The organism is Thalassospira profundimaris (genome assembly GCF_003326675.1).
GTDB classification, from domain to species: domain Bacteria; phylum Pseudomonadota; class Alphaproteobacteria; order Rhodospirillales; family Thalassospiraceae; genus Thalassospira; species Thalassospira aquimaris.
This window is the reverse complement of record NZ_JPWF01000003.1, coordinates 324,410-343,868: the sequence shown is the minus strand read 5'-3', so window position 1 is coordinate 343,868 and position 19,459 is coordinate 324,410. Positions and strand designations below refer to the sequence as shown.

The following is a 19,459-nucleotide window of genomic DNA, read 5'->3' as shown; positions in this document are numbered from 1 at the left end:
CTATACCAAATCGCCCAACCACCACTTTTGAATAGTCTTCTAAAATTTAAATAATAACGACACACCGCTTTTCAACGGCTCCGGCCATCCGGCCATTACAAATCTGTTTGGAAAATCCCGGATTTCCACACCCCGCAGGCACGGGTTTTAGAAAATCATGATTGAAGAATAGATGTAAAAGGCAAATCCGGTCTGGCTGCAATGCCCAAACCGGGGGTCAGTTCTTTTTCTTTTGGTCATCCCAAGGCAAGGCATGGACATCAATGCCCTCTTCAACCAGTTCAGCCGTTTCCTTGACGGAGGCCTCGCCGTAAATGCCGCGCTTCTTGGCTTCGCCGTAATGGATTTTGCGGGCTTCCTCGGCAAATTTACTGCCGACATGTTCGCAATTGGTTTCGACCTGTTTGCGGATTTCGGCAATGGCGGCTTTGGTTGCCTCGACGATGGCTTTTTGTTGCTGCTTTTCAGCGGCCACTTCCTTTTGGCGCGATGTCCGCAAACGCGGTGCCATCAGGGCCTTGCCCACACTGGAAGTTCCACAAACCGGGCAAGACAGATCACCACTGGCGGCCTGGGCGTCATAGGTTGCCCCGTCTTTAAACCAGCCTTCGAATTCGTGATCATGTTCGCATTTAAGCTGAAATAGAATCATGATGGTACTTGTGGAAACCGAATGTGTCGCAGAACAAGAAGTTATCTGTAATATGGCGTGAACTGACGCAATCCGCCAGACACGTGCGAAACCTTCAATAAACAAGATTTATAAAAATGTCATCCCAATTGCCGTCGAACTGGATCACACAGCACTGCCCTGCCCCGACCCCCGGATCAAACCGTGCCCTTGATCTTGCCTGCGGCACAGGACGGCACAGTTTCTGGCTGGCCACACAGGGTTGGGATGTCACAGCCATTGATCGTGACCTGTCACGCACAGACACCGATACAGGATCGACCATTACCTGGCAGGAAGCCGATCTTGAAGCCGGACATTGGCCGCTGGGCGATCAGCAATTTGATCTGATCGTAGTGGTCAATTACCTGTATCGTCCGTTGTTTGATGACTTGCGTAATGCAACCCGCTCCGGCGGAACCCTGATCTATCAGACATTCATGGTCGGAAATGAAATCTATGGTCGGCCGCGATCACCCGACTTTCTTTTGCATGAAAACGAATTGAACGCGCTGTTTGCAGACTGGCAAATCACCGCATATCAGCAAGGCCCGGTCACGGATCCTGAAACAGGAAAGCCCGCATCCGTCCGACAAGCAATTGTCGCGCACAAACCATAAGCAGCCGAAATTTCCCGGACGGATTGCTAGGAATTCGATGTTCGATCCGGCGATATCGGCATTCAAGTGAACATCTGCCTCTTTCGGAATCGTGGATCGACAAGTCGGTTATTTGTAGATTCCACGCTCGAACAGAAATTCAAAAAATACATTATAAAAACAATTACTTAAATAGAATTACACCGCAACCGGGCAATCCGGTCTTCCCAAACGAAATGAACCGGGACTGCATGGGAATCCGCATAAAACGGTTCATCTGAACGTTGTAACAGATCAATCATATTTGCTTCACGAAAGCGCCTTTCACAGACACTAGACTCCCGCCGCATTCGCTGTTTGGCAGATAACAGCGAACATATTATTCGATAAGGGAGACTATCGAAATGAAACGCCTTCTTGTGGCTTCCGCGCTGGCAGGTGCCATGTGCGCAAACGTTGCTTATGCGGCAGATCAGCTTCCGCAGGCCAACGATTCCTATTTCCTTGCTGCACAGCAGACCCTTCAGCAGAAGCTGATGGAACAGGACAACACCAACCGTGCGAAAAACATCATCCTGTTCGTTGGTGATGGCATGAGCATCCCGACCGTTACCGCTGCTCGCATCTTCGAAGGTCAGAAGCGCGGTGTAGATGGCGAAAGCAACAGCCTGGTTTTCGGTCAGTTCCCGAACGTCGCACTTTCGAAAACCTATACCCATGATGCACAGATCGCGGACTCCGCACCGACCGCATCGGCAATGGTTACCGGCGTTAAGCTTAATAACGGCACCATCGGCGTTTCCAAGGACGTTGCCCGTCGTGATTGCGAAGCACAGAAAGCCAATCCGCTGATCAGCATCGCAGCACAGGCCGAAGAAAAAGGCATGTCGACCGGCTGGATTTCGACCGCACGCCTGACCCACGCAACCCCGGCTGCCAACTATGTGCATACCGCCGACCGTAACTGGGAAAGCGACAGCGACCTGACCGAAGAAGCAAAGGCAGGCGGCTGCAAGGACATCGCCCTTCAGATGATCGAATGGAAAGAAGGCGGTGACGGCTTCGAAGTCGCCATGGGCGGCGGTCGTCGCATGTTCATGGACAAAACCATGGAAGACCCGGAAGACAAGGGCAAAATGGGCCAGCGCTCTGACGGTCGCGATCTTCCGAAAGAATGGGTAAAGGCAGCTGGTGCCGGTGCAGAATATATCTGGAACCAGGAACAGTTCGACAAGCTTGACCCGGCGAAAACCAAAAAGGTTCTTGGCCTGTTTGACCGTTCGCACATGGAATACGAAGCAGATCGTGCCAAAGACGCAGCTGGCGAACCGTCGCTTGCCGAAATGACCGAAAAAGCCATCGATATCCTTGGCAACAACGACAAGGGCTTCTTCCTGATGGTTGAAGCAGGTCGTATCGACCACGCCCACCACGATGGCAATGCTGCCCGTGCGCTTGAAGACACCGTTGCTCTGAACGATGCCGTCAAGGCCGCCATGGGTAAAGTTAACCTGAACGACACCCTGATCATTGTTACCGCCGACCACGCGCACACCATGACCATTTCCGGTTATGCAAGCCGCGGCAACCCGATCCTCGGCCTGTCCGAAGAAAAAGGTGATGATGGCAAACCTTACACCACCCTTGGCTACATGAACGGCCCGGGTGCGCTGAAAGACGAAGTTCGTGCTGACCTGACCAATGTTGACACCACCGACATTGATTACCTTCAGCAGGCACTTGTCCCGATGAGCAGCGAAACCCACGCGGGTGACGACGTTGCCATCTTTGCTGCCGGTCCGTGGTCGCACCTGTTCAAGGGTGTGGTTGAACAGAACTTCATCTACCACGTCATGGCACATGCCTCGAAAATTCAGGACCGCATGGCTTCCAAATAAGCCATCCCCTGATCAGCATCTTGACCGGTCGCAGTTCGCTGCGGCCGGTACTTCTGTTTTACGGAGACGACCGCATGCGTATCGGACGCCGCACTTTCATCGCTGGCGCATCTGCCACCCTTGGGCTGGTATTCGCCAAGCCGGCATTTGCCCGCGAAAAGATCAAAATTCGCGACCTTTACAAAACACAGGCCGAATTTTCCGATCAGGCAAAATCCTTTGCCGCCTCGCGCGAAGTCATCAATGTCCCCGGCTTTATGGCGCCGCCACTTAAGGCCGACGCATCGTTTTTCGTTCTGACACAGCGCCCGATGGCCGTCTGCCCGTTCTGCGAAACATCTGCGGACTGGCCCAGCGACATCGTGTTTGTCCGCACCAGTAAAATCGTTGATGCCGTCGCCTTTAATCGACCAATCATGACCACCGGCATTCTCGAGCTCGGTGAAGCCAAAGATGAGGAAACCGGTTTTGTCAGCCTTGTCCGACTTGTCGATGCCCAGTTCGAAATCCTCTGAGCCCAAAGGTTTGCCCCTTCTGGAAATCAGGGAACTCAGCCTGCAATATGGCAAAGACACCCATCCTGTTTTGCAGATCGGCAACCTTGCGATTGACCACGGTGAAACCGTCGGCATCTCTGGCCCGTCAGGTTCGGGAAAATCCAGCCTGCTTTATCTGATCAGCGGCCTTTTGAAGCCAAGCCACGGCAAGATCATTTGGGATGGCACGGATATCACAACCTTTGGCGAAGGCGCGACAGATCGCTGGCGGCGCGATTCCATCGGTTTTGTGTTTCAGGATTTCCACCTGATTGACGAGGTCAGCCCGCTTGAAAACGTTCTGATCCCGGCAAGTTTTGTCGGCTGGCGCATTGATGCAGCCACCCGCAAACGCGCCCACGACCTTCTTGATCAGGTTGGCGTACCACTCGCACGTAAAAGCACATCTGACCTGTCACGTGGTGAACAGCAACGTGTGGCTATTGCCCGTGCCCTGCTATTTGATCCGCCGATCATTCTGGCCGATGAACCAACCGCAAGCCTTGATGACGCAGCATCAAAAACCGCAACCGATATCCTGTTCTCACTCGCCGGTCCAAACCGCACCATCATCACCGTCAGCCACGATATGGATGTAATTGATCGCTGTGCGCGTGTGTTGCGCTTTGACAAGGGCGCACTGATTGATGATAGCGCTAACATCAAGGCAAAGGCAGGCATTGCATGAATCCGTTTCCGATTGTAATGGCCAGTCTTCGACGCCACTGGATCATGAACATTTTGTTTGTTCTTTTGATCGCGGTCGCGGTTGCCATCGGTGTCGGCCTGACGGCACAGGAACGTGCACTGCGTCAGGGCAGCGCACAGGCGGCTGATAAGTTTGACATCCTGATCGCCGCCCCCGGAAGCCAGACCGAAATCGTCATGAATTCGATCTTCCTGCAACATAGCGCGATCAATCTTCTTGATGGACCACATTGGGGAAAGCTGTTTGATGATCCCCGCGTCGAGATTGCCGCCCCGCTTGCCTTTGGTGATAGCTGGAAGGGGCATTCAATCGTCGGATCAACCCCGCAATTTGTGACATATCTGTCGGGCGGCCTTGCCAGCGGACATGTCTTTAAAACCATCGAACAGGCCGTCATCGGTGCCGCCGTTCCCCTTGCCATTGGCGATGAATTTGAACCCAGCCACGGCCATGGCCCGGAAGACGTTCTTGATCACCATCACGGTGCGGAACTTCATGTAGTTGGCAAAATGCAGCCCACCGGCACCCCATGGGACAGCGCCATCATTGTTGCCGTCGAACAGGTCTGGGATCTTCATGCCCTGCCGACCGGGCATCATGAACTTGCCGGTGATGAACATGATCATGACGCCAACGAAGCGCATGACGATCATGAACACGATGAGGCCGACGCCCACCACGATGACAATCATGATCACGATCACGCGGCGGATCACGACGAAGATGAACATGAACATGCACACGATCATGATGACCATCATCACGTGATACGCATCGGCCCGCCATTTGATCTTGATGAATTGCCCGGTGTTCCCGCCATTGTGGTGCGCCCCAAATCAGTTGCGGCGGCCTATACCCTTCGATCCGACTATCGCACCGATCATTCCACAGCCTTCTTCCCGGCCGAGGTTCTGGTGGAAATGTATCGCCTGTTGGGCAATGCCGGATCGGTCATGCGGGCAATGGCACTTGGATCACAGGCATTGGTCGTCGCCGCCATTTTGGCAGCAGTGCTGGCCTTGATGCAGCTCTATCGCAAACAATTTGCCGTGCTGCGTGCTCTTGGTGCGCCAAGAAGCTATGTCTTTTCCGCAATCTGGAGCTATGTCTCCCTGCTGGTGGTGACCGGCGCAATTTGCGGACTTGGCCTTGGCTGGATGGTCGCGCAATCGGTTTCACGCATCTTTACCGCCGAAACCGGGATGGCAATGCAGGCATCGCTTGGATCATCCGAATTGATGCTGGCAGGCGGCTTTGTTGTGATCGGACTGGTTTTGGCAACGGTTCCGGCCTTTATGCTTTATCGGCGTCCGGTGGTCGCAGCATTGCGAAGTTCCTAGTCCCGAAATCCTCAACGAAAACACCCCGGCCAGAACCATCTGCCGGGGTGTTTTGTTTACCTCAGGGGCTCGGATTTACATGATCGGAGCGGCCATATCATATGTGCCGTCATTGTCACTCATCCCCATCCAGCTGTCATCTGAAGCCGATTTGGGTTCAAGGTCCGACCATTCATCATTCGCATCCATGATATAATCGGCAATGTCACCGTTCCATGTTTCGGCAACTTCGGGGGTGATGTTCAGATAAAGACTGCCATCAACAATCCGCCACAGGTTCGGGTTGGCCGGGACCTTTGCGCCCTTGGCAACACCATATGCACAGTGACCGTCATATTTGGGCGCATATTTCGTCGGATCAGCCAGGAACATGTCGCGGTTTTCAGCCGTCGCAAAGGCCCATTTTGCACCATTATACTCGGTCGTGAATTCAGTGCGCCCCGGTACGGCATGGGGCTGCATCATGCCATCATTTGTCTGGGGCAGATTGAAATAGGCCACCGCGTCATATCCGCTGATCGCAAAGCCGGTTTCATCGACATATTGCTCGCCGGCCGCTGCGGCACCAGACAGGGCAACAAGCATGGCCGTTCCGGCCAGAAACTGTTTAATCATCGCAACATATTCTCCGCTTGGGTTTCCTTGATGCCCAATCGTGAACCGAAGCAGTCAAAATTCGAAATGACGTTGCGACACTGTTTCGTGAGGACGTGTGAGCATCGAAACCATCAAGGATATTTATTGATATATTTCATTGTGATTTATCTATTGACCTAAACCTTAGTTAAGGAATTACCAACAAGGAGTAACACAGACAAACCCCGGAAAACCGAAAGGGAAACGCCATGAGTGAAGCAATCCTGGAACACGTCAATTTTACTGTTTCTGATCCGGCAAAGACCGCGCAACACCTGTATGACTGGTTTGGCTGGGAAGTGCGCTGGAAAGGTCCGTCGATCTATGAAGGCCAAACCTATCATGTCGGGGGAACGTCAAGTTATGTCGCCCTTTACTCCCCGGGCAAAACTGACGGTAACAAAGGTGCCAACGCGGCCAGCGATGTTTCCTATCAAACCCGGGGCGGCCTGAACCATATTGCTGTAGTGGTCGATGACCTTGACGCGACCGAAGAAAAGATCAAGGCATCGGGTTTCAACACCCATAACCACGCCGACTATGAACCCGGTCGCCGGTTTTATTTCCGCGATGCCGATAACATTGAATTTGAAGTGGTCAGTTATCGCTGACCACTTCGATACAGCACACAACCCTACTTACTACAGTCGCAAAGAATCGTTTGTTCAGCGTCAGTTACATCTATGCTAGCATGCTTAGAAAGCTAACAACCAAGATTCAACAAATGAAAAATTGGAGAGGGATGTTTCTCGGAGCAGGAGCATCCTATGATTTTGGCCTTCCACTAGTATGGGATATCACCAACGAAATTCGTGATTGGCTCACTCCGAATAAGTTGAACGATCTCAATGAACACTGGAAAAAGTGTGGTGAGGGAAGGAAGAATCAAACAATTGAGATTACTTCCAAACTCCTTACAAATTCAGAACTACATTACGAACAGATTATCGGCGCACTTGAGGTCGAAATAGGTCGCACTCACAACAATAAGGACCTGTTTCAAGACCTCCATCACATGCGTAGTTGGTTAGTCGAGCTAGTATCGATTTTACTAATTTTCCGACAAGTAAAAAATGAAAAATACATAAAAAACACGCTAGATCTTTATTACAGATTCCAAAAATTTTTAGATGTTGATTACCCATTTTGGATTTTTACTTCCAACCACGATCTAAACATCGAGATATTGGCAAGCCACTACAACATAACATACAAAACAGGATTTTATAACAGGGGAATGAGCATCCCACTAATTCAAAATGAATATAAAAACCATTCTCGAATAAAATTCGATGAATTTAACTGTGACAAATTTCATCAAGAACCACTAAATTTTATGAATAACATCAACGATAGAGGAATAAATTTATTCAAGATTCATGGCGCTTTAGATATTTTTCTTTATGACGACAATAAGAAATATCTAAAAATAAACTTTGATGAATGCACAAATTACAGACATATTATTTCTCTATTACGTGAAATTAATCTACTGATAGCAACTATACCTGATTTTAAATGCACCAACGAAATAGCATTCTTTGACGATCAAAAGACCCTCCAATTTTTGAGGCGCTCTGTGCTAACTGGAATGCACAAATTTGAAGACAGAGCTTCACAGAGCATCCCAAGCGAAATACTTCCACTTTTTAAAAGGCATCTGGGCTACGTAGATGAACTATTTGTGATTGGATATGGGTTTGGAGATACCCACATCAACCAAACGTTCCGTGAGTGGATATCAAAATCATCGAACAAAAAGTTAATAATCGTAAACCCCAGAATCACAAGCATACCTGAAGATTTTAAAATTTACGTGGGTCAGACGAAAATAATACAAGAAAGTTTCCTAGAGTTTCTCGCTAGAGAGACACGAACTCCTTTCACCGTTTCAGAACGATCTCTTATCGACGCTAGAAAGGGGTACAGAAACCATGTTCAAAGGTAACCAAGATGGCAAAGTCGACCACTCTAAGTCAGAACTAGCCTGACATGGATAGTTATCAATACACGGTCACGTGAGCAGTCATCAGTATGACTTATAGGTCTGGCCATTTTGCAGGGATGGCACCATGCGCCGGATTTCATCCACCCGATCAAGATCGATCTCGGCCGTGATAAAGCCGGGATCGGTCCCGCCATCGGCCAGAACTTCGCCCCACGGATCAATGATCAGGGAATGGCCGAATGTCTGACGTCCGCCCGGATGATCGCCACACTGCGCAGCGGCAATGACAAAGCAGCCATTTTCAATCGCCCGCGATTTCAAAAGCGTATGCCAGTGTGCCTGCCCGGTCGTTCGGGTAAAGGCCGCCGGGATGCTAAGGATCTTTGCCCCGGCCTTGGCATAATCCCGAAACAGATGCGGGAACCGCACGTCATAACAGACTGAAACACCGACCTTGCCGAATTCGGTCTCCGCAAGTTTGGCAGTGTCGCCGGGACGGAATGTTTTGCTTTCGCGGTAACTTTCACCATTGGCAAGATCGACATCAAACATGTGAATCTTGTCATAAGACGTGATCACCTTGCCATCGGGACCAATCACAAAGCACCGGTTTGCCACCCGGTCTTCGCCCTCGACCTTTACATGCAGTGATCCGACAATCAGGGTTGATTGAAGTTCCGTGGCCAGATCACAGAAAAAGACAAGACCGGGATGATCACCTTCCGGAAAGGCCGCCGCACGGACATTTTCGCCACCAAAAGACATCATCGATACATTTTCGGGAAATGCGATCAACCGGGCACCTGCCGCATGGGCATCACGTGCATAGGTCGCCGCACGCGCAAGGTTATCGGACATGGCGTCCTGGGAATTGACCTGAACACAGGCAGCAATGAAACGGGTCATGATGCATTCTCCTTTTTATCGTTGTCATACTTATGATGGCCCCGCCCAGGTGTTACGACAATACGCAATTCGAATAGCGCGCGCCCCGCATCACTGTGAAGTCAGTCACGCCTGCTCTTTTCCGCGCAATCCCTTGGAAAATCGGGACTTCTTGCACATCAACCACCCCTTCGCACAACCAAACAGAGTCAGCAGACGAACTTACACCTTCCCTTGGTTGAAATTAGTGTATACAGTATTCCGTACACCTAAGAAGGATTGAAGATGGAACCTCTTTCCGGTCGTAAAAGTCTGACTGACGAAGTGCATGACCGCCTGGTTGATGCCTTGTGTTCCGGTGCTCTCCCTCCCGGGACACCTTTGCGTCAGGAAGCGCTGGCTGAGGAACTCAATGTCTCGCGGCAACCCGTGTTGCAAGCTCTGGGGCTGCTGCGTCGTGACGGACTGGTCGAACCGATGGGGCGGCGCGGTTACCGCGTTGCTGCCGTTGATGCCGATTTGGTCCGTCACGTTTATGACCTGCGAGAAGCGTTTGACGGGCTCGCCGCCCGTCTTGCCGCACATTCCATGGCCTCCGACCGGGAATCGGCTTTGCGGGCTGCCATCACACAGGGAAACCACGCCCTGGGCAGCGGCGACACCGCAGAACTTGTTGCAGCCGACGTCGCATTTCATCAAACGATCTACCGTCTTTCGGGCAACCCCCTTTTGCCCGAAGCATCAGCGGCCGTATGGTTGCAAATGCGGCGCGTGATGCATGCCTATCTGGAGACCGGAGCATCCCGTGATCCGGTCTGGACGGAACATGAAGCCATCGCCGACGCAATTTGCGCCGGCGATGGTGACCGTGCCCAAATGCTGGCGAACAAGCATACACGCAATGCAAAGATTCGCCTGATTTCGAAGATGAAGGAAACCGATCACCAAACCAATTAACCGCCCGATACGGGCATCAGGCCGCAACATAAAAAACAAGAATGTGCGGCGCGGAGGAAACGTCATGAAACTCAGTGAGAACGAACTCGCGAAATTTCGCGAGGATGGCTTTGTTTTTTTGCCTGAACTTTTTTCACGCGAAGAAGCCGCCCTGCTGTTATCCGAAGCCAAACAAATTTACGCATCCGACCGCGAAGAGGTCTGGCGTGAAAAATCCGGCGTCGCCCGAACCGCCTTTGCCGCACATACCTATAACGAAGCCCACCGCCGTCTTGGCGCGCATCCCCGCCTGATTGAACCGGTTGTTCAGTATCTTGAAGAACAGGTTTACATGCATCAGTACAAGATCAACGCCAAGGCCGCCTTTGATGGCGCTGTCTGGCAATGGCATCAGGATTACGGCACATGGCAACGCGATGATGAAATGCCCGAACCGCGTGCCTTTAACATTGCCCTGTTCCTCGAAGATGTGACCCCGGCCAACGGCCCGCTTCTTTTTATTCCCAAAAGCCATAAAGCAGGTGTGCTTCAGGCCGGACATGATCTTGAAACCACGTCCTATCCGCTTTGGACGCTTGATCGTGAAACCGTCAGCAAACTTGCCGCCGAAGGCGGTTGCGAAGCGCCGATTGGTCCGGCAGGATCGGTTGTGATGTTCCACGGCAATCTGGTCCATGCCAGCCCGCCCAATATCAGCCCGTTTGACCGCACGATTGTCTATCTCAGCCTGTGCGCCGTTTCGAACCATATCCGGGCATTCAATCGTAAACCGTGGATCGCGCATCGCGATTTCACACCGATTGAACCGCTTGCGGATAGCTGCCTTGAAGAACTGGTCGCCAAGCGATCCGCCGCGTAACAGCCCACCAGAGAAGTGAAGTTAAATGAATCTCGATGCAAAACTGCGCAAGCGTGCTGATGATGGCAATCCGGTTCGGGTTGGCATCATCGGTGCCGGTAAATTCGGATCAATGTTTCTTAGTCAGGCCGGTCATCACCCGGGCTATCACGTTCTGGGCATTGCCGATCTGAGCATCGACCGCGCCAAGGCGGCCCTGCGCCGCGTTGGCTGGTCCGACGACCGGTTTTCGGCAACCGATCCGGCAAGTGCGTATAAAAACCGCACCACCTGGATCACCGAGGATGCCGATGCCCTGATTGCGGCTGATGGACTGGAAGTCATCATTGATGCAACCGGAAGCCCGTCGGCGGGTATTCGCTTTGCGCTAAAGGCCATCGAATATGGTCGCCATATCGTCATGGTCAATGTCGAGGCCGACGTTCTTGCCGGTCCGCTTCTTGCCAAGCGGGCCGAGGCCGCCGGTCTTGTCTATTCCATGGCCTATGGCGATCAGCCTGCCCTGATTTCGGAAATGGTCGATTGGGCACGTGCCATCGGCCTGCCGGTAACGTGTGCCGGCAAGGGCACCAAATATCTTCCGATCTATCACCATGTCACACCTGATGATGTCTGGCATCACTATGGTCTGACGCCAGAGCAGGCACAGGCAGGCGGCATGAACCCGCAAATTTTCAACAGCTTCCTTGATGGCACCAAATCCGCCATTGAAATGGCCGCTGTTTCCAATGCCTGTGATCTTGTGCCCCAAGATTGCGGATTGCAATTCCCGGCCTGCGGGGTCGATGATCTTCCCCGTTTGCTTTGCCCGCGTGAAAGTGGCGGCATCCTTGATCGCAAAGGCACGGTCGAGGTTGTTTCAAGTCTTGAACGTGACACACGCCCGGTCTTTCGCGACCTGCGCTGGGGCGTTTACGTCACCTTCGAAGCACCCAGCGACTATGTCGCACGTTGCTTTAACGAATATGGTCTTTTGACCGATCCAAGCGGACAATATTCAACCATGTATAAGCCCTATCACCTGATCGGGCTGGAACTGGGCATTTCGGTGGCATCGGCGGCCTTGCGTCACGAGGCAACCGGCACATCACGCGCCTGGTCGGGCGATGCGGTTGCCACTGCCAAGCGCGATCTTAAACCCGGTGAAATGCTCGATGGGGAAGGCGGTTATACCGTTTATGGCAAACTGGCCCCGGCAAGCACATCGCGCGCACGCAATGCCCTGCCGATTGGCCTTGCCCATCATCTTAAAATCAAACGCCCGGTCGCGATGGATCAAACCCTGACATGGGATGATGTCGAATTTGATGCCAAGGACCCGGCAATTGCATTCCGCAAGGAAATGGAAGCCACGTTTGGCGGATAACAGAATGCGCAAAGACAAAGCCGGGCCTTAAACCGCCCGGCTTTGTCCTGCCTTGTGATATTCATCCATCAAATTCGCCACCAGTTCGCGTGCAGGCATTGCACGCGATAACGGTGCGCCCTGCCCCGCCCATTGCGCCCCGAAACCGAATTCCCCCTGCGCCTTGGCCGCCGCGTTAAGCGCCTTACCGGCATCATAGGCAATCGGATAATCTGGCGGACTTAGATCAAGGGCTTCCGCCAACGCCGTGAAACGGTTACCAAGCGCGCGCGCAGGCCGCCCGGAAATGGCATCGGTCATCCGAGTATGCCGGGCAGCTTCACCCATAAGGGCCGCACGATATGCGTCATCCGCCGCACTTTCCGGGCAGGAAATAAAGGCCGTCCCCATCTGGGCCGCCACCGCCCCAAGATCAAGAACGGATCGAATTCCCGCCCCGTCCATAATCCCGCCCGCCGCAATCACCGGCACGGTGCATTCGCGCACCAGCAATCGGGTCAGCGCAACCGTCCCCAAACCGTCATCAGGTGACGCCGGATCAAACATGCCGCGATGCCCCCCGGCCTCAATACCCTGGGCAACAATGCCATCAATACCGGCGGCCTCGATTTTGCGGGCTTCTTCAATGCTTGTCGCCGTCGCCAGAAGCTTGATGCCTGCGTTTTTCAGTTCACGGATCACATTGGCTGACGGCAACCCGAAATGCAAGCTGACCACGGCGGGTTTGGCCTTGATCAGCAATGCCTGCATGTCGCGATCATCAGCAAAGCTTTTATAGATCGTGCGCAGACTTTGCGGGGGCTTTGCCCCGAATACCTCGAAACTTGGTCTTAGCACATCCAGCCATGCGGCTTCGCGAATATGATCGGGGGTGGGTGATTGATGAACAAACACGTTGACGTTAAAGGGCCGATGGGTCCGCGCCCGAAGTTCGTCAATCATCGTACGTGCCCCGGCGGCATCGGTTGCCCCCACACCGATAGACCCCAGCGCACCGGCATTTGACACCTCCGATGCAAGTTCCGGGGTCGAAACCCCGGCCATCGGGGCCTGTATGATCGGCAGTTTTACACCAATTTGATCCAGCATGACGTTCCTTCCCGAACGGAGCTTCAAATCCCTCCGCCTATGATTTTCTTTCTTTAAGAATTAATTCTGCTATTTATTCTTTAAATGAGAATTTAAAAACGAGTCAATTCGAATTTGGAGAATATCTTTGGATATCGCATCCCTTGCCGTTTTCAGGACGGTCGCAAAAGAACAGGGCATCACGCGTGCAGCCGAACTTTTGGGACGGGTGCCATCGAATGTCACAACGCGGGTCCAGAACCTTGAAACCGAGATCGGCGTTGCCCTGTTCCAGCGCGACAGCAAACGCATGATCCTGACGGCAGAGGGTGCGAAATTCCTAGAATATGCCGAACATATACTGAACCTTGCCGAGGAAGCCCGACAAAGCGTCAATCCATCAGAACCGCAAGGAACCCTGCGCATCGGATCAATGGAAAGCACGGTTGCCAGTCGCCTGCCCGCGCCATTGGCCGCCTTCAACAAGGCCTGGCCCGATGTTTTGATCGAACTTTCCACAAGCCCGACACGACAGTTGATTGATCAGTTGCTGGCGCGACAAATCGATTGTGCCTTGATTGCCATTCCATCGGGTGACTGGTGGCTTGAACCCGGTACGCTTGATACCGTTCCACTGTTTCGCGAAGAACTTGTTCTTTTACTGCCCGCCGATCACCCCGATATCAAACATGCAAGCGACATCAAAATACGATCACTGGCGGCCTTTGAAGCCGGATGTACCTATCGCATGCTGGCAGAGGAATGGCTGACCGGCTTTGGCAGTATCCGCGAACATTTTGCCGTTCAGGAAGTCCGTTCCTATCATGCCATGTTTGCCTGTACGGCGGCGGGAAGCTGCATCAGCATCATGCCGCGCAACATCGTCAATCAGATGCATCATCTTGGCACCGTCAAGGAACATCCATTGATGAGCGTCGATACACATCTGGCGACACGTCCGGGCTTTGACACCAGGGCCTTTACCGAATTCCGCCAAATTCTGACCCAGACATCAGATGTCGATTTGGGGTGAATGCCGGGTTTGCCCCAACAATTTTCCAATCATCAGACCAAAGAAAAACCCCGGCCAGTCCGACCGGGGTTTTGTATGACTAATGTCACTGACGCCGGTTAACGGCGATCAGGCAGACAGTTTTGCGTCAAGCTTGTTGGCCGCATCAAGCGCCATCAGATCGTCGCAACCGCCAATATGTTCGTCATTGATAAAGATCTGCGGTACGGTATGACGGCCATTGGCACGGTCCATCATTTCCTTTTTGCGCTTCGGCTCCATCATCACGTCGATCAACTGATATTTCACACCTTTTTCTTCAAGAAGCTTGCGGGCACGTTTGCAATAGGGGCACCATTCGGTGGCGTAAACTTCAACTTTTGCCATGGGGCAATCATCCTTCTACTTGCAGCCGATCATAAAAAAGGCCCGCTTTACCGGGCTTTGGCATCTGATACGGCGCCTGAAATTGTTTTCATGGCGGTTATATAACAGATTTTTTGCAACGCGTCATCGTACGACACGTGCAACTGTGATCACAGATACGTGCAGTGCCCCTGACTGCTTTAAAATCCGCGCACAGGCATTGGCGGTCGCCCCGGTTGTCAGTACATCATCAATCAAAACAACCCGCGCACCATCAAGCCCGCATTGTGCGGCCCGACGTTCATTGATCGCAAAAGCCCCGCCGACCTCACGCTTGCGCGAAGACGGCCCCAGCCCGCCAAGACTGCGTGTGTTGCGCTGCCGCCCCAAAACCAAACCGTCCCACGGGACACCTGTCATCTTCGAAAGTTTGGTTGCCAGCAATCCCGACTGGTTATAACGACGATACAGCAACCGCCGCCGATGCAGCGGAACCGGGGCGATCAAATCCGCCTGATCCCATATCCCCTGCCCGCATTGATAAAGCCAGCGCGCCAGAAGCGGCGTCAGATCGGTGCGATCCGCATGCTTGAACCGCAACAGGTAATCGCGGCTGTGATCATCATACACCAGTGCGGCCCGCGCACAGTCAAAGGCCGGTTTCTTTTGCAGGCAAGTGCCACACAGGGTCCGCCCGTCAACCCCTTCGCCCCCGATGATGTTAGCGCTGTCATCAAGTTCAAACGGATAGCCGCAACAGGCACATTGTGGCGCAGATATAAACCGCAAGCCCGCCCAGCAATCGGCACAAACCGCATGGGTGGTTTCGGTAATCACACCACATCCGCCACAGCGCGGCGGCAGGATGGCATCCACCCCGATCCGGCCAACCGTGCGCAATAACGCCATTACCATCCCGCAATCCCCGAATTTCCCACAATCACAGGATCATATCACACGCGCAGATTGAATTAATTGGAATTCAGAACCGGGTTTGATCGCAGGGTTTCGACTGCCAGATCGATAAAGCTTCGGACCTTTGCCGGGGCATGGCGGCCTTCGGGATGGACGAGATGGACCGGCACCGGATCGGGTCTGTAATCATCAAGTACCGTTATCAGTTTGCCCCCGGCAATAAAGGGCGCTGCCTGATAGGACAGCATGCGCATAATTCCCCAACCGTTCATGGTGGCTTCACGTGCGGCTTCGATGGAATTGGTTTGCCATTTCACGTCGGGTGACAAATGAATGTTGCGCCCGCCGGTTGGCGATTTGAAATGCCAGTCCAGGCGTGCTGATGATCCGGTTGAGGCAACAATCCGGTGCGTTGCCAAATCAGCAGGTGTTAGCGGGAAACCAGTGCGTTCAAAATATTCGGGCGCGCCACAGACCACTTGGCGCACCTGTCCCAGTCGTACGGCACTGAGTGATGAATCTGCAAGATGCCCGATGCGCACGGCAAGATCGATGCCTTCCTCGACGATATTGACGATACGATCAAATAACAGCAGATGCGCACGCATATCGGGATATTGATCAAGATACCGCCCGACAATCGGGGCGATATGCATTTGCCCGAACTGCACCGGGGCGGTGATGCGCAACACCCCGCTTGGCTTGGCATAGGCACCACCGGCCGCGGCTTCGACTTCGTGCAAATCGGCAAGCAACCGTTTGCAATCAGCCAGATATTGCACCCCTGCTTCGGTCATCGTCACAGTGCGGGTGGTTCGGGTCAAAAGCCGTGCGCCAATGATGTCTTCAAGCTGGGCTATGGTTCGGGTGACGGCTGCCGGGCTCATATTAAGGGCACGTGCAGCCGCGGCAAACCCCTGTTCCTCGGCAACCCGCACAAAGACCTGCATAGCATTAAAGCGATCCATGGCTTCCCCGTTTCATCCGTTCATTATTTCAATTAACGGAACAATAAATTGCCAAATACGTCAATTCCATAATTTTAGTGAAACATGGAAGATGGACCAACATTCACACCGCAAGCACAGGGAAACCTGCCATGAAGCTTTATCATCATCCGATTTCCGGACATGCCCACCGCGCCCGCCTGATGCTGGGCCTTTTGGGTCTGGATCACGAATTGATTGAACTTGATCTGTCCAAAGGCGCACACAAACAGCCGGAATTTCTGGCGATCAATCCGTTTGGGCAAGTCCCGGTCTTGCAGGATGGCGACACGGTAATTTCCGATTCAAATGCCATTCTGGTCTATCTTGCCAAAAAGCAGGGCGCGACAGACTGGCTGCCCGATGATCCGGAAGGTGCGGCCAAGGTTCAGCGCTGGTTATCGGTTGCGGCAGGCCAGATTGCCTTTGGCCCCTGTGCTGCCCGCCTTGTCACCCTGTTTGGCGCACCGTTTAATGCCGACGAGGTAATTGCACGCGCCCATGCCATCCTTGCCCTGATGGAAGCCCATCTGAACACCCAAAACTGGCTGGCGGCCGATCATCCGACCATCGCCGATATATCGCTTTATAGCTATGTCGCCCGTGCGCCCGAGGGCAATGTTGATCTTGCAACCTATGGCAAGGTCCGCGACTGGCTTGCGCGGATCGAAAAATTGCCGGGCTTTGTGCCCTTCATGCATGCCCCGGCTGAAATGCTGGCATCTGCATAAGCCCCCCAATCTGAAAGACACCCCATGTCAGATCGCATCGACACCCAAAACCCGCACTCCCCCCGACCGCCAGTGTCAGAAGGTGCCCCCACACCCTGGCATGCTGGAGAAATCCGTCTTCAGCAAATTCTGGGTGTCGATGCGCGCATGAATGAAGTCGGACGCAAAGTGCTGCGCGATCATCTGATCGAACAGCACCGCCTGTTTTACCCGCAATTGCCATTTGTTGTATTGGGCAGTGTCGACCCCGATGGCAGGCCGTGGGCAACCCTTCGCGCCAACAAACCGGGCTTTTTGTTTGCCACCGACATCTATCATCTTGCGGTATCCCTGCCCCGCGACGGCGATGATCCCGCAGATGCCGGGATGGAAGATGGCGATGCCATCGGATTACTCGGGATCGAGCTTCATACCCGTCGGCGCAACCGCCTGAACGGGACAATCAGCCGCACGAATGAAGCATCCTTTGACATCACGGTGGGGCACAGTTTTGGCAATTGCCCGAAATACATCACCCCGCGCGATCTGGGCACCTCCCATCATCCTGCGCCCAAGGGCGACACCATAACGCGTGGCGAAAACAACCTTTCGGATGAAGCCCGCGCACAGATTGCCCAAGCCGACACGTTTTTCATCGCGTCCTATATTGATCACGGTGACCAAAGACGCGACGTTGATGTGTCGCACCGCGGTGGAAACCCGGGCTTTGTCCATATCGAGGATGATGGCACCCTGATCATTCCCGACTATGCCGGAAACCGGTTCTTTAACACACTTGGCAATCTTTTGATCAATCCGCGGGCCGGGCTGGTATTTGTTGATTTCACCAATGGCGACATATTGCAGATCACAGGGAACGCCGAAATCATTTTGGGTGGTGCGATGGTGGCAAATTTTGACGGGGCAGAACGCCTTGTCGCGTTTCGACCAAACCATTGGGTCCGTCGCCGCGGTGCATTTCCGTTGCGCATGAGCGGCGCGAATGGCTGATTGGCTTGATGGCCGATTGCGTGGCGGACCAAGACGCTCTATCTAGGTCGTAACATTTTTAACGACTTTTGCCGGAGCATCCCGCCTCATGGCCGATCCGATCACTGTCTTTGATCGAGACATCTTAAAGCTGCGCCGCGACCGCGCCGCAACCAAGGCACAGGATTACAATTTCCTGTTTGCCGAAACCGCCGAACGGCTTGCCGACCGGCTTGACGATACCACGCGCAAATTCCCCTTGGCGGTTGATCTTGGCTGCCATAGTGGCGAGTTGGGTCAGATCATTGGCAATCGCGGCGGGATCGAGACGTTTTATCAGTCTGATATCTCGAACGGTTACGCCAAGAATGCCCAGGTCCGCAATGGCAAGCCAACCCTTGTCGCGGATGAGGAATTCCTGCCCTTTGCCGAAGGATCGCTTGATCTGATCCTGTCCAACCTGTCGCTGCACTGGGTCAATGATCTTCCGGGCATGTTGCTGCAAGCGCGCCGCGCGCTTAAACCCGACGGGTTGCTTTTGGCCTGTATGCTGGGCGGCGATACATTGCGTGATTTGCGTGAAGCCCTGATGACCGCCGAGGCCGAGGAAGAAGGTGGTGTTTCGCCCCGCGTTTCGCCCTTTGTTGATGTGAAAGATGCCGGTGCATTGCTTCAGCGCAGTGGCTTTGCCCTGCCCGTGGTTGATGCCGATGACATCACCATTGATTATCCCGATGCGCTTAAACTGATGCGTGACCTTTCGGGGATGGGTGAAAGCAACCTGATTGCCAAACGATCAAAGAAATTTACCAAACGCAGCACCCTTGCCCGTGCTGCCGCGATTTATCACGAACGCCACGCCCGCGAAGACGGCCGCATTCATGCGAAGTTTCAGGTGATCTATCTGACGGCCTGGGCACCTGATGAAAGCCAACCCAAACCACTGCGCCGTGGATCTGGACAAGTCAGTCTGGTTGATTTCCTTGGCGATGACGCCCAAAAACAGTGA

General features: G+C 53.3%; 21 protein-coding genes. 14 read left to right on the top strand and 7 right to left on the bottom strand.

Features of this window, described 5'->3' with window-relative positions; translation table 11 throughout:
• Positions 1-217 precede the first annotated feature (217 nt).
• Positions 218-652, bottom strand: a complete 435-nt coding sequence (locus tag TH19_RS06465; RefSeq protein WP_114101509.1) for a DUF1178 family protein — start codon at positions 650-652, stop codon at positions 218-220.
• A 116-nt stretch (positions 653-768) separates the two neighbouring features.
• On the opposite strand from TH19_RS06465, the gene TH19_RS06460 reads away from it, so the two are divergent.
• The 5 genes from TH19_RS06460 to TH19_RS06440 all read left to right on the top strand — a co-directional run bounded on the left by TH19_RS06460 (position 769) and on the right by TH19_RS06440 (position 5,752).
• The gene (locus tag TH19_RS06460) at positions 769-1,290 is read left to right on the top strand and encodes a class I SAM-dependent methyltransferase (RefSeq protein ID WP_114101508.1); all 522 of its coding nucleotides are present in this window, start codon (positions 769-771) and stop codon (positions 1,288-1,290) included.
• Between the two features lie 383 nt (positions 1,291-1,673).
• Entirely contained in the window at positions 1,674-3,167 is a 1,494-nt protein-coding gene (locus TH19_RS06455; protein ID WP_114101507.1) for an alkaline phosphatase, read from the top strand.
• Positions 3,168-3,241: 74 nt separating this feature from the next.
• Positions 3,242-3,682 (top strand): hypothetical protein, encoded by a 441-nt coding sequence (locus TH19_RS06450; RefSeq protein WP_114101559.1) that lies wholly within the window; start codon positions 3,242-3,244, stop codon positions 3,680-3,682.
• The gene (locus tag TH19_RS06445) at positions 3,636-4,391 is read left to right on the top strand and encodes an ABC transporter ATP-binding protein (RefSeq protein ID WP_181846332.1); all 756 of its coding nucleotides are present in this window, start codon (positions 3,636-3,638) and stop codon (positions 4,389-4,391) included. Before TH19_RS06450 ends, TH19_RS06445 begins: the two co-directional genes overlap by 47 nt.
• A 44-nt stretch (positions 4,392-4,435) precedes the next feature.
• Positions 4,436-5,752, top strand: coding sequence for an FtsX-like permease family protein (locus TH19_RS06440; RefSeq protein WP_181846331.1), 1,317 nt, complete (start codon positions 4,436-4,438; stop codon positions 5,750-5,752).
• A 75-nt stretch (positions 5,753-5,827) separates the two neighbouring features.
• Here TH19_RS06440 and TH19_RS06435 read toward each other — a convergent pair whose 3' ends face one another.
• Positions 5,828-6,367, bottom strand: a complete 540-nt coding sequence (locus TH19_RS06435) for a YHS domain-containing (seleno)protein (protein ID WP_114101504.1) — start codon at positions 6,365-6,367, stop codon at positions 5,828-5,830.
• Positions 6,368-6,597: 230 nt separating this feature from the next.
• Between TH19_RS06435 and TH19_RS06430 the strand changes: the two genes are divergently transcribed.
• Complete coding sequence (locus TH19_RS06430) at positions 6,598-6,999, top strand: VOC family protein (RefSeq protein WP_114101503.1); 402 nt, start codon at positions 6,598-6,600, stop codon at positions 6,997-6,999.
• A gap of 113 nt (positions 7,000-7,112) precedes the next feature.
• A complete protein-coding gene (locus tag TH19_RS06425; RefSeq protein ID WP_147250721.1) occupies positions 7,113-8,336 on the top strand; it encodes a hypothetical protein in 1,224 nt (407 codons plus the stop codon).
• 81 nt (positions 8,337-8,417) lie between these two features.
• On the opposite strand, the gene TH19_RS06420 is transcribed toward TH19_RS06425, so the two are convergent.
• Positions 8,418-9,242 carry a carbon-nitrogen hydrolase family protein gene (locus TH19_RS06420; protein WP_114101501.1) on the bottom strand — a complete coding sequence of 275 codons (825 nt, stop codon included), beginning with the start codon at positions 9,240-9,242 and terminating at the stop codon, positions 8,418-8,420.
• Positions 9,243-9,506: 264 nt separating this feature from the next.
• Here TH19_RS06420 and TH19_RS06415 point away from each other — a divergent pair, with 264 nt between their 5' ends.
• From TH19_RS06415 to TH19_RS06405, 3 genes are all read left to right on the top strand, one after another.
• Positions 9,507-10,178, top strand: coding sequence for a GntR family transcriptional regulator (locus TH19_RS06415; protein WP_114101500.1), 672 nt, complete (start codon positions 9,507-9,509; stop codon positions 10,176-10,178).
• Positions 10,179-10,242: 64 nt separating this feature from the next.
• Positions 10,243-11,037 (top strand): phytanoyl-CoA dioxygenase family protein, encoded by a 795-nt coding sequence (locus tag TH19_RS06410; RefSeq protein WP_114101499.1) that lies wholly within the window; start codon positions 10,243-10,245, stop codon positions 11,035-11,037.
• A 25-nt stretch (positions 11,038-11,062) separates the two neighbouring features.
• Complete coding sequence (locus tag TH19_RS06405; RefSeq protein ID WP_114101498.1) at positions 11,063-12,403, top strand: NAD(P)H-dependent oxidoreductase; 1,341 nt, start codon at positions 11,063-11,065, stop codon at positions 12,401-12,403.
• 27 nt (positions 12,404-12,430) lie between these two features.
• Here TH19_RS06405 and TH19_RS06400 read toward each other — a convergent pair whose 3' ends face one another.
• A complete protein-coding gene (locus TH19_RS06400) occupies positions 12,431-13,492 on the bottom strand; it encodes an NAD(P)H-dependent flavin oxidoreductase (protein ID WP_114101497.1) in 1,062 nt (353 codons plus the stop codon).
• A gap of 127 nt (positions 13,493-13,619) precedes the next feature.
• On the opposite strand from TH19_RS06400, the gene TH19_RS06395 reads away from it, so the two are divergent.
• Positions 13,620-14,504 (top strand): LysR substrate-binding domain-containing protein, encoded by an 885-nt coding sequence (locus TH19_RS06395; protein ID WP_114101496.1) that lies wholly within the window; start codon positions 13,620-13,622, stop codon positions 14,502-14,504.
• A 108-nt stretch (positions 14,505-14,612) separates the two neighbouring features.
• On the opposite strand, the gene grxC is transcribed toward TH19_RS06395, so the two are convergent.
• From grxC to TH19_RS06380, 3 genes are all read right to left on the bottom strand, one after another.
• Positions 14,613-14,870 (bottom strand): glutaredoxin 3, encoded by a 258-nt coding sequence (gene grxC, locus TH19_RS06390; RefSeq protein ID WP_114101495.1) that lies wholly within the window; start codon positions 14,868-14,870, stop codon positions 14,613-14,615.
• A gap of 123 nt (positions 14,871-14,993) precedes the next feature.
• Entirely contained in the window at positions 14,994-15,758 is a 765-nt protein-coding gene (locus tag TH19_RS06385; protein WP_258547846.1) for a ComF family protein, read from the bottom strand.
• A 62-nt stretch (positions 15,759-15,820) separates the two neighbouring features.
• Positions 15,821-16,732: a LysR family transcriptional regulator gene (locus tag TH19_RS06380; RefSeq protein ID WP_114101493.1), complete on the bottom strand. Its 912-nt coding sequence runs from the start codon at positions 16,730-16,732 to the stop codon at positions 15,821-15,823.
• A gap of 131 nt (positions 16,733-16,863) precedes the next feature.
• Between TH19_RS06380 and TH19_RS06375 the strand changes: the two genes are divergently transcribed.
• From TH19_RS06375 to TH19_RS06365, 3 genes are all read left to right on the top strand, one after another.
• Positions 16,864-17,481, top strand: coding sequence for a glutathione S-transferase family protein (locus TH19_RS06375; RefSeq protein ID WP_114101492.1), 618 nt, complete (start codon positions 16,864-16,866; stop codon positions 17,479-17,481).
• Between the two features lie 24 nt (positions 17,482-17,505).
• Entirely contained in the window at positions 17,506-18,471 is a 966-nt protein-coding gene (locus TH19_RS06370; RefSeq protein ID WP_114101491.1) for a pyridoxamine 5'-phosphate oxidase family protein, read from the top strand.
• A gap of 88 nt (positions 18,472-18,559) precedes the next feature.
• Entirely contained in the window at positions 18,560-19,459 is a 900-nt protein-coding gene (locus tag TH19_RS06365; protein WP_114101490.1) for a methyltransferase domain-containing protein, read from the top strand.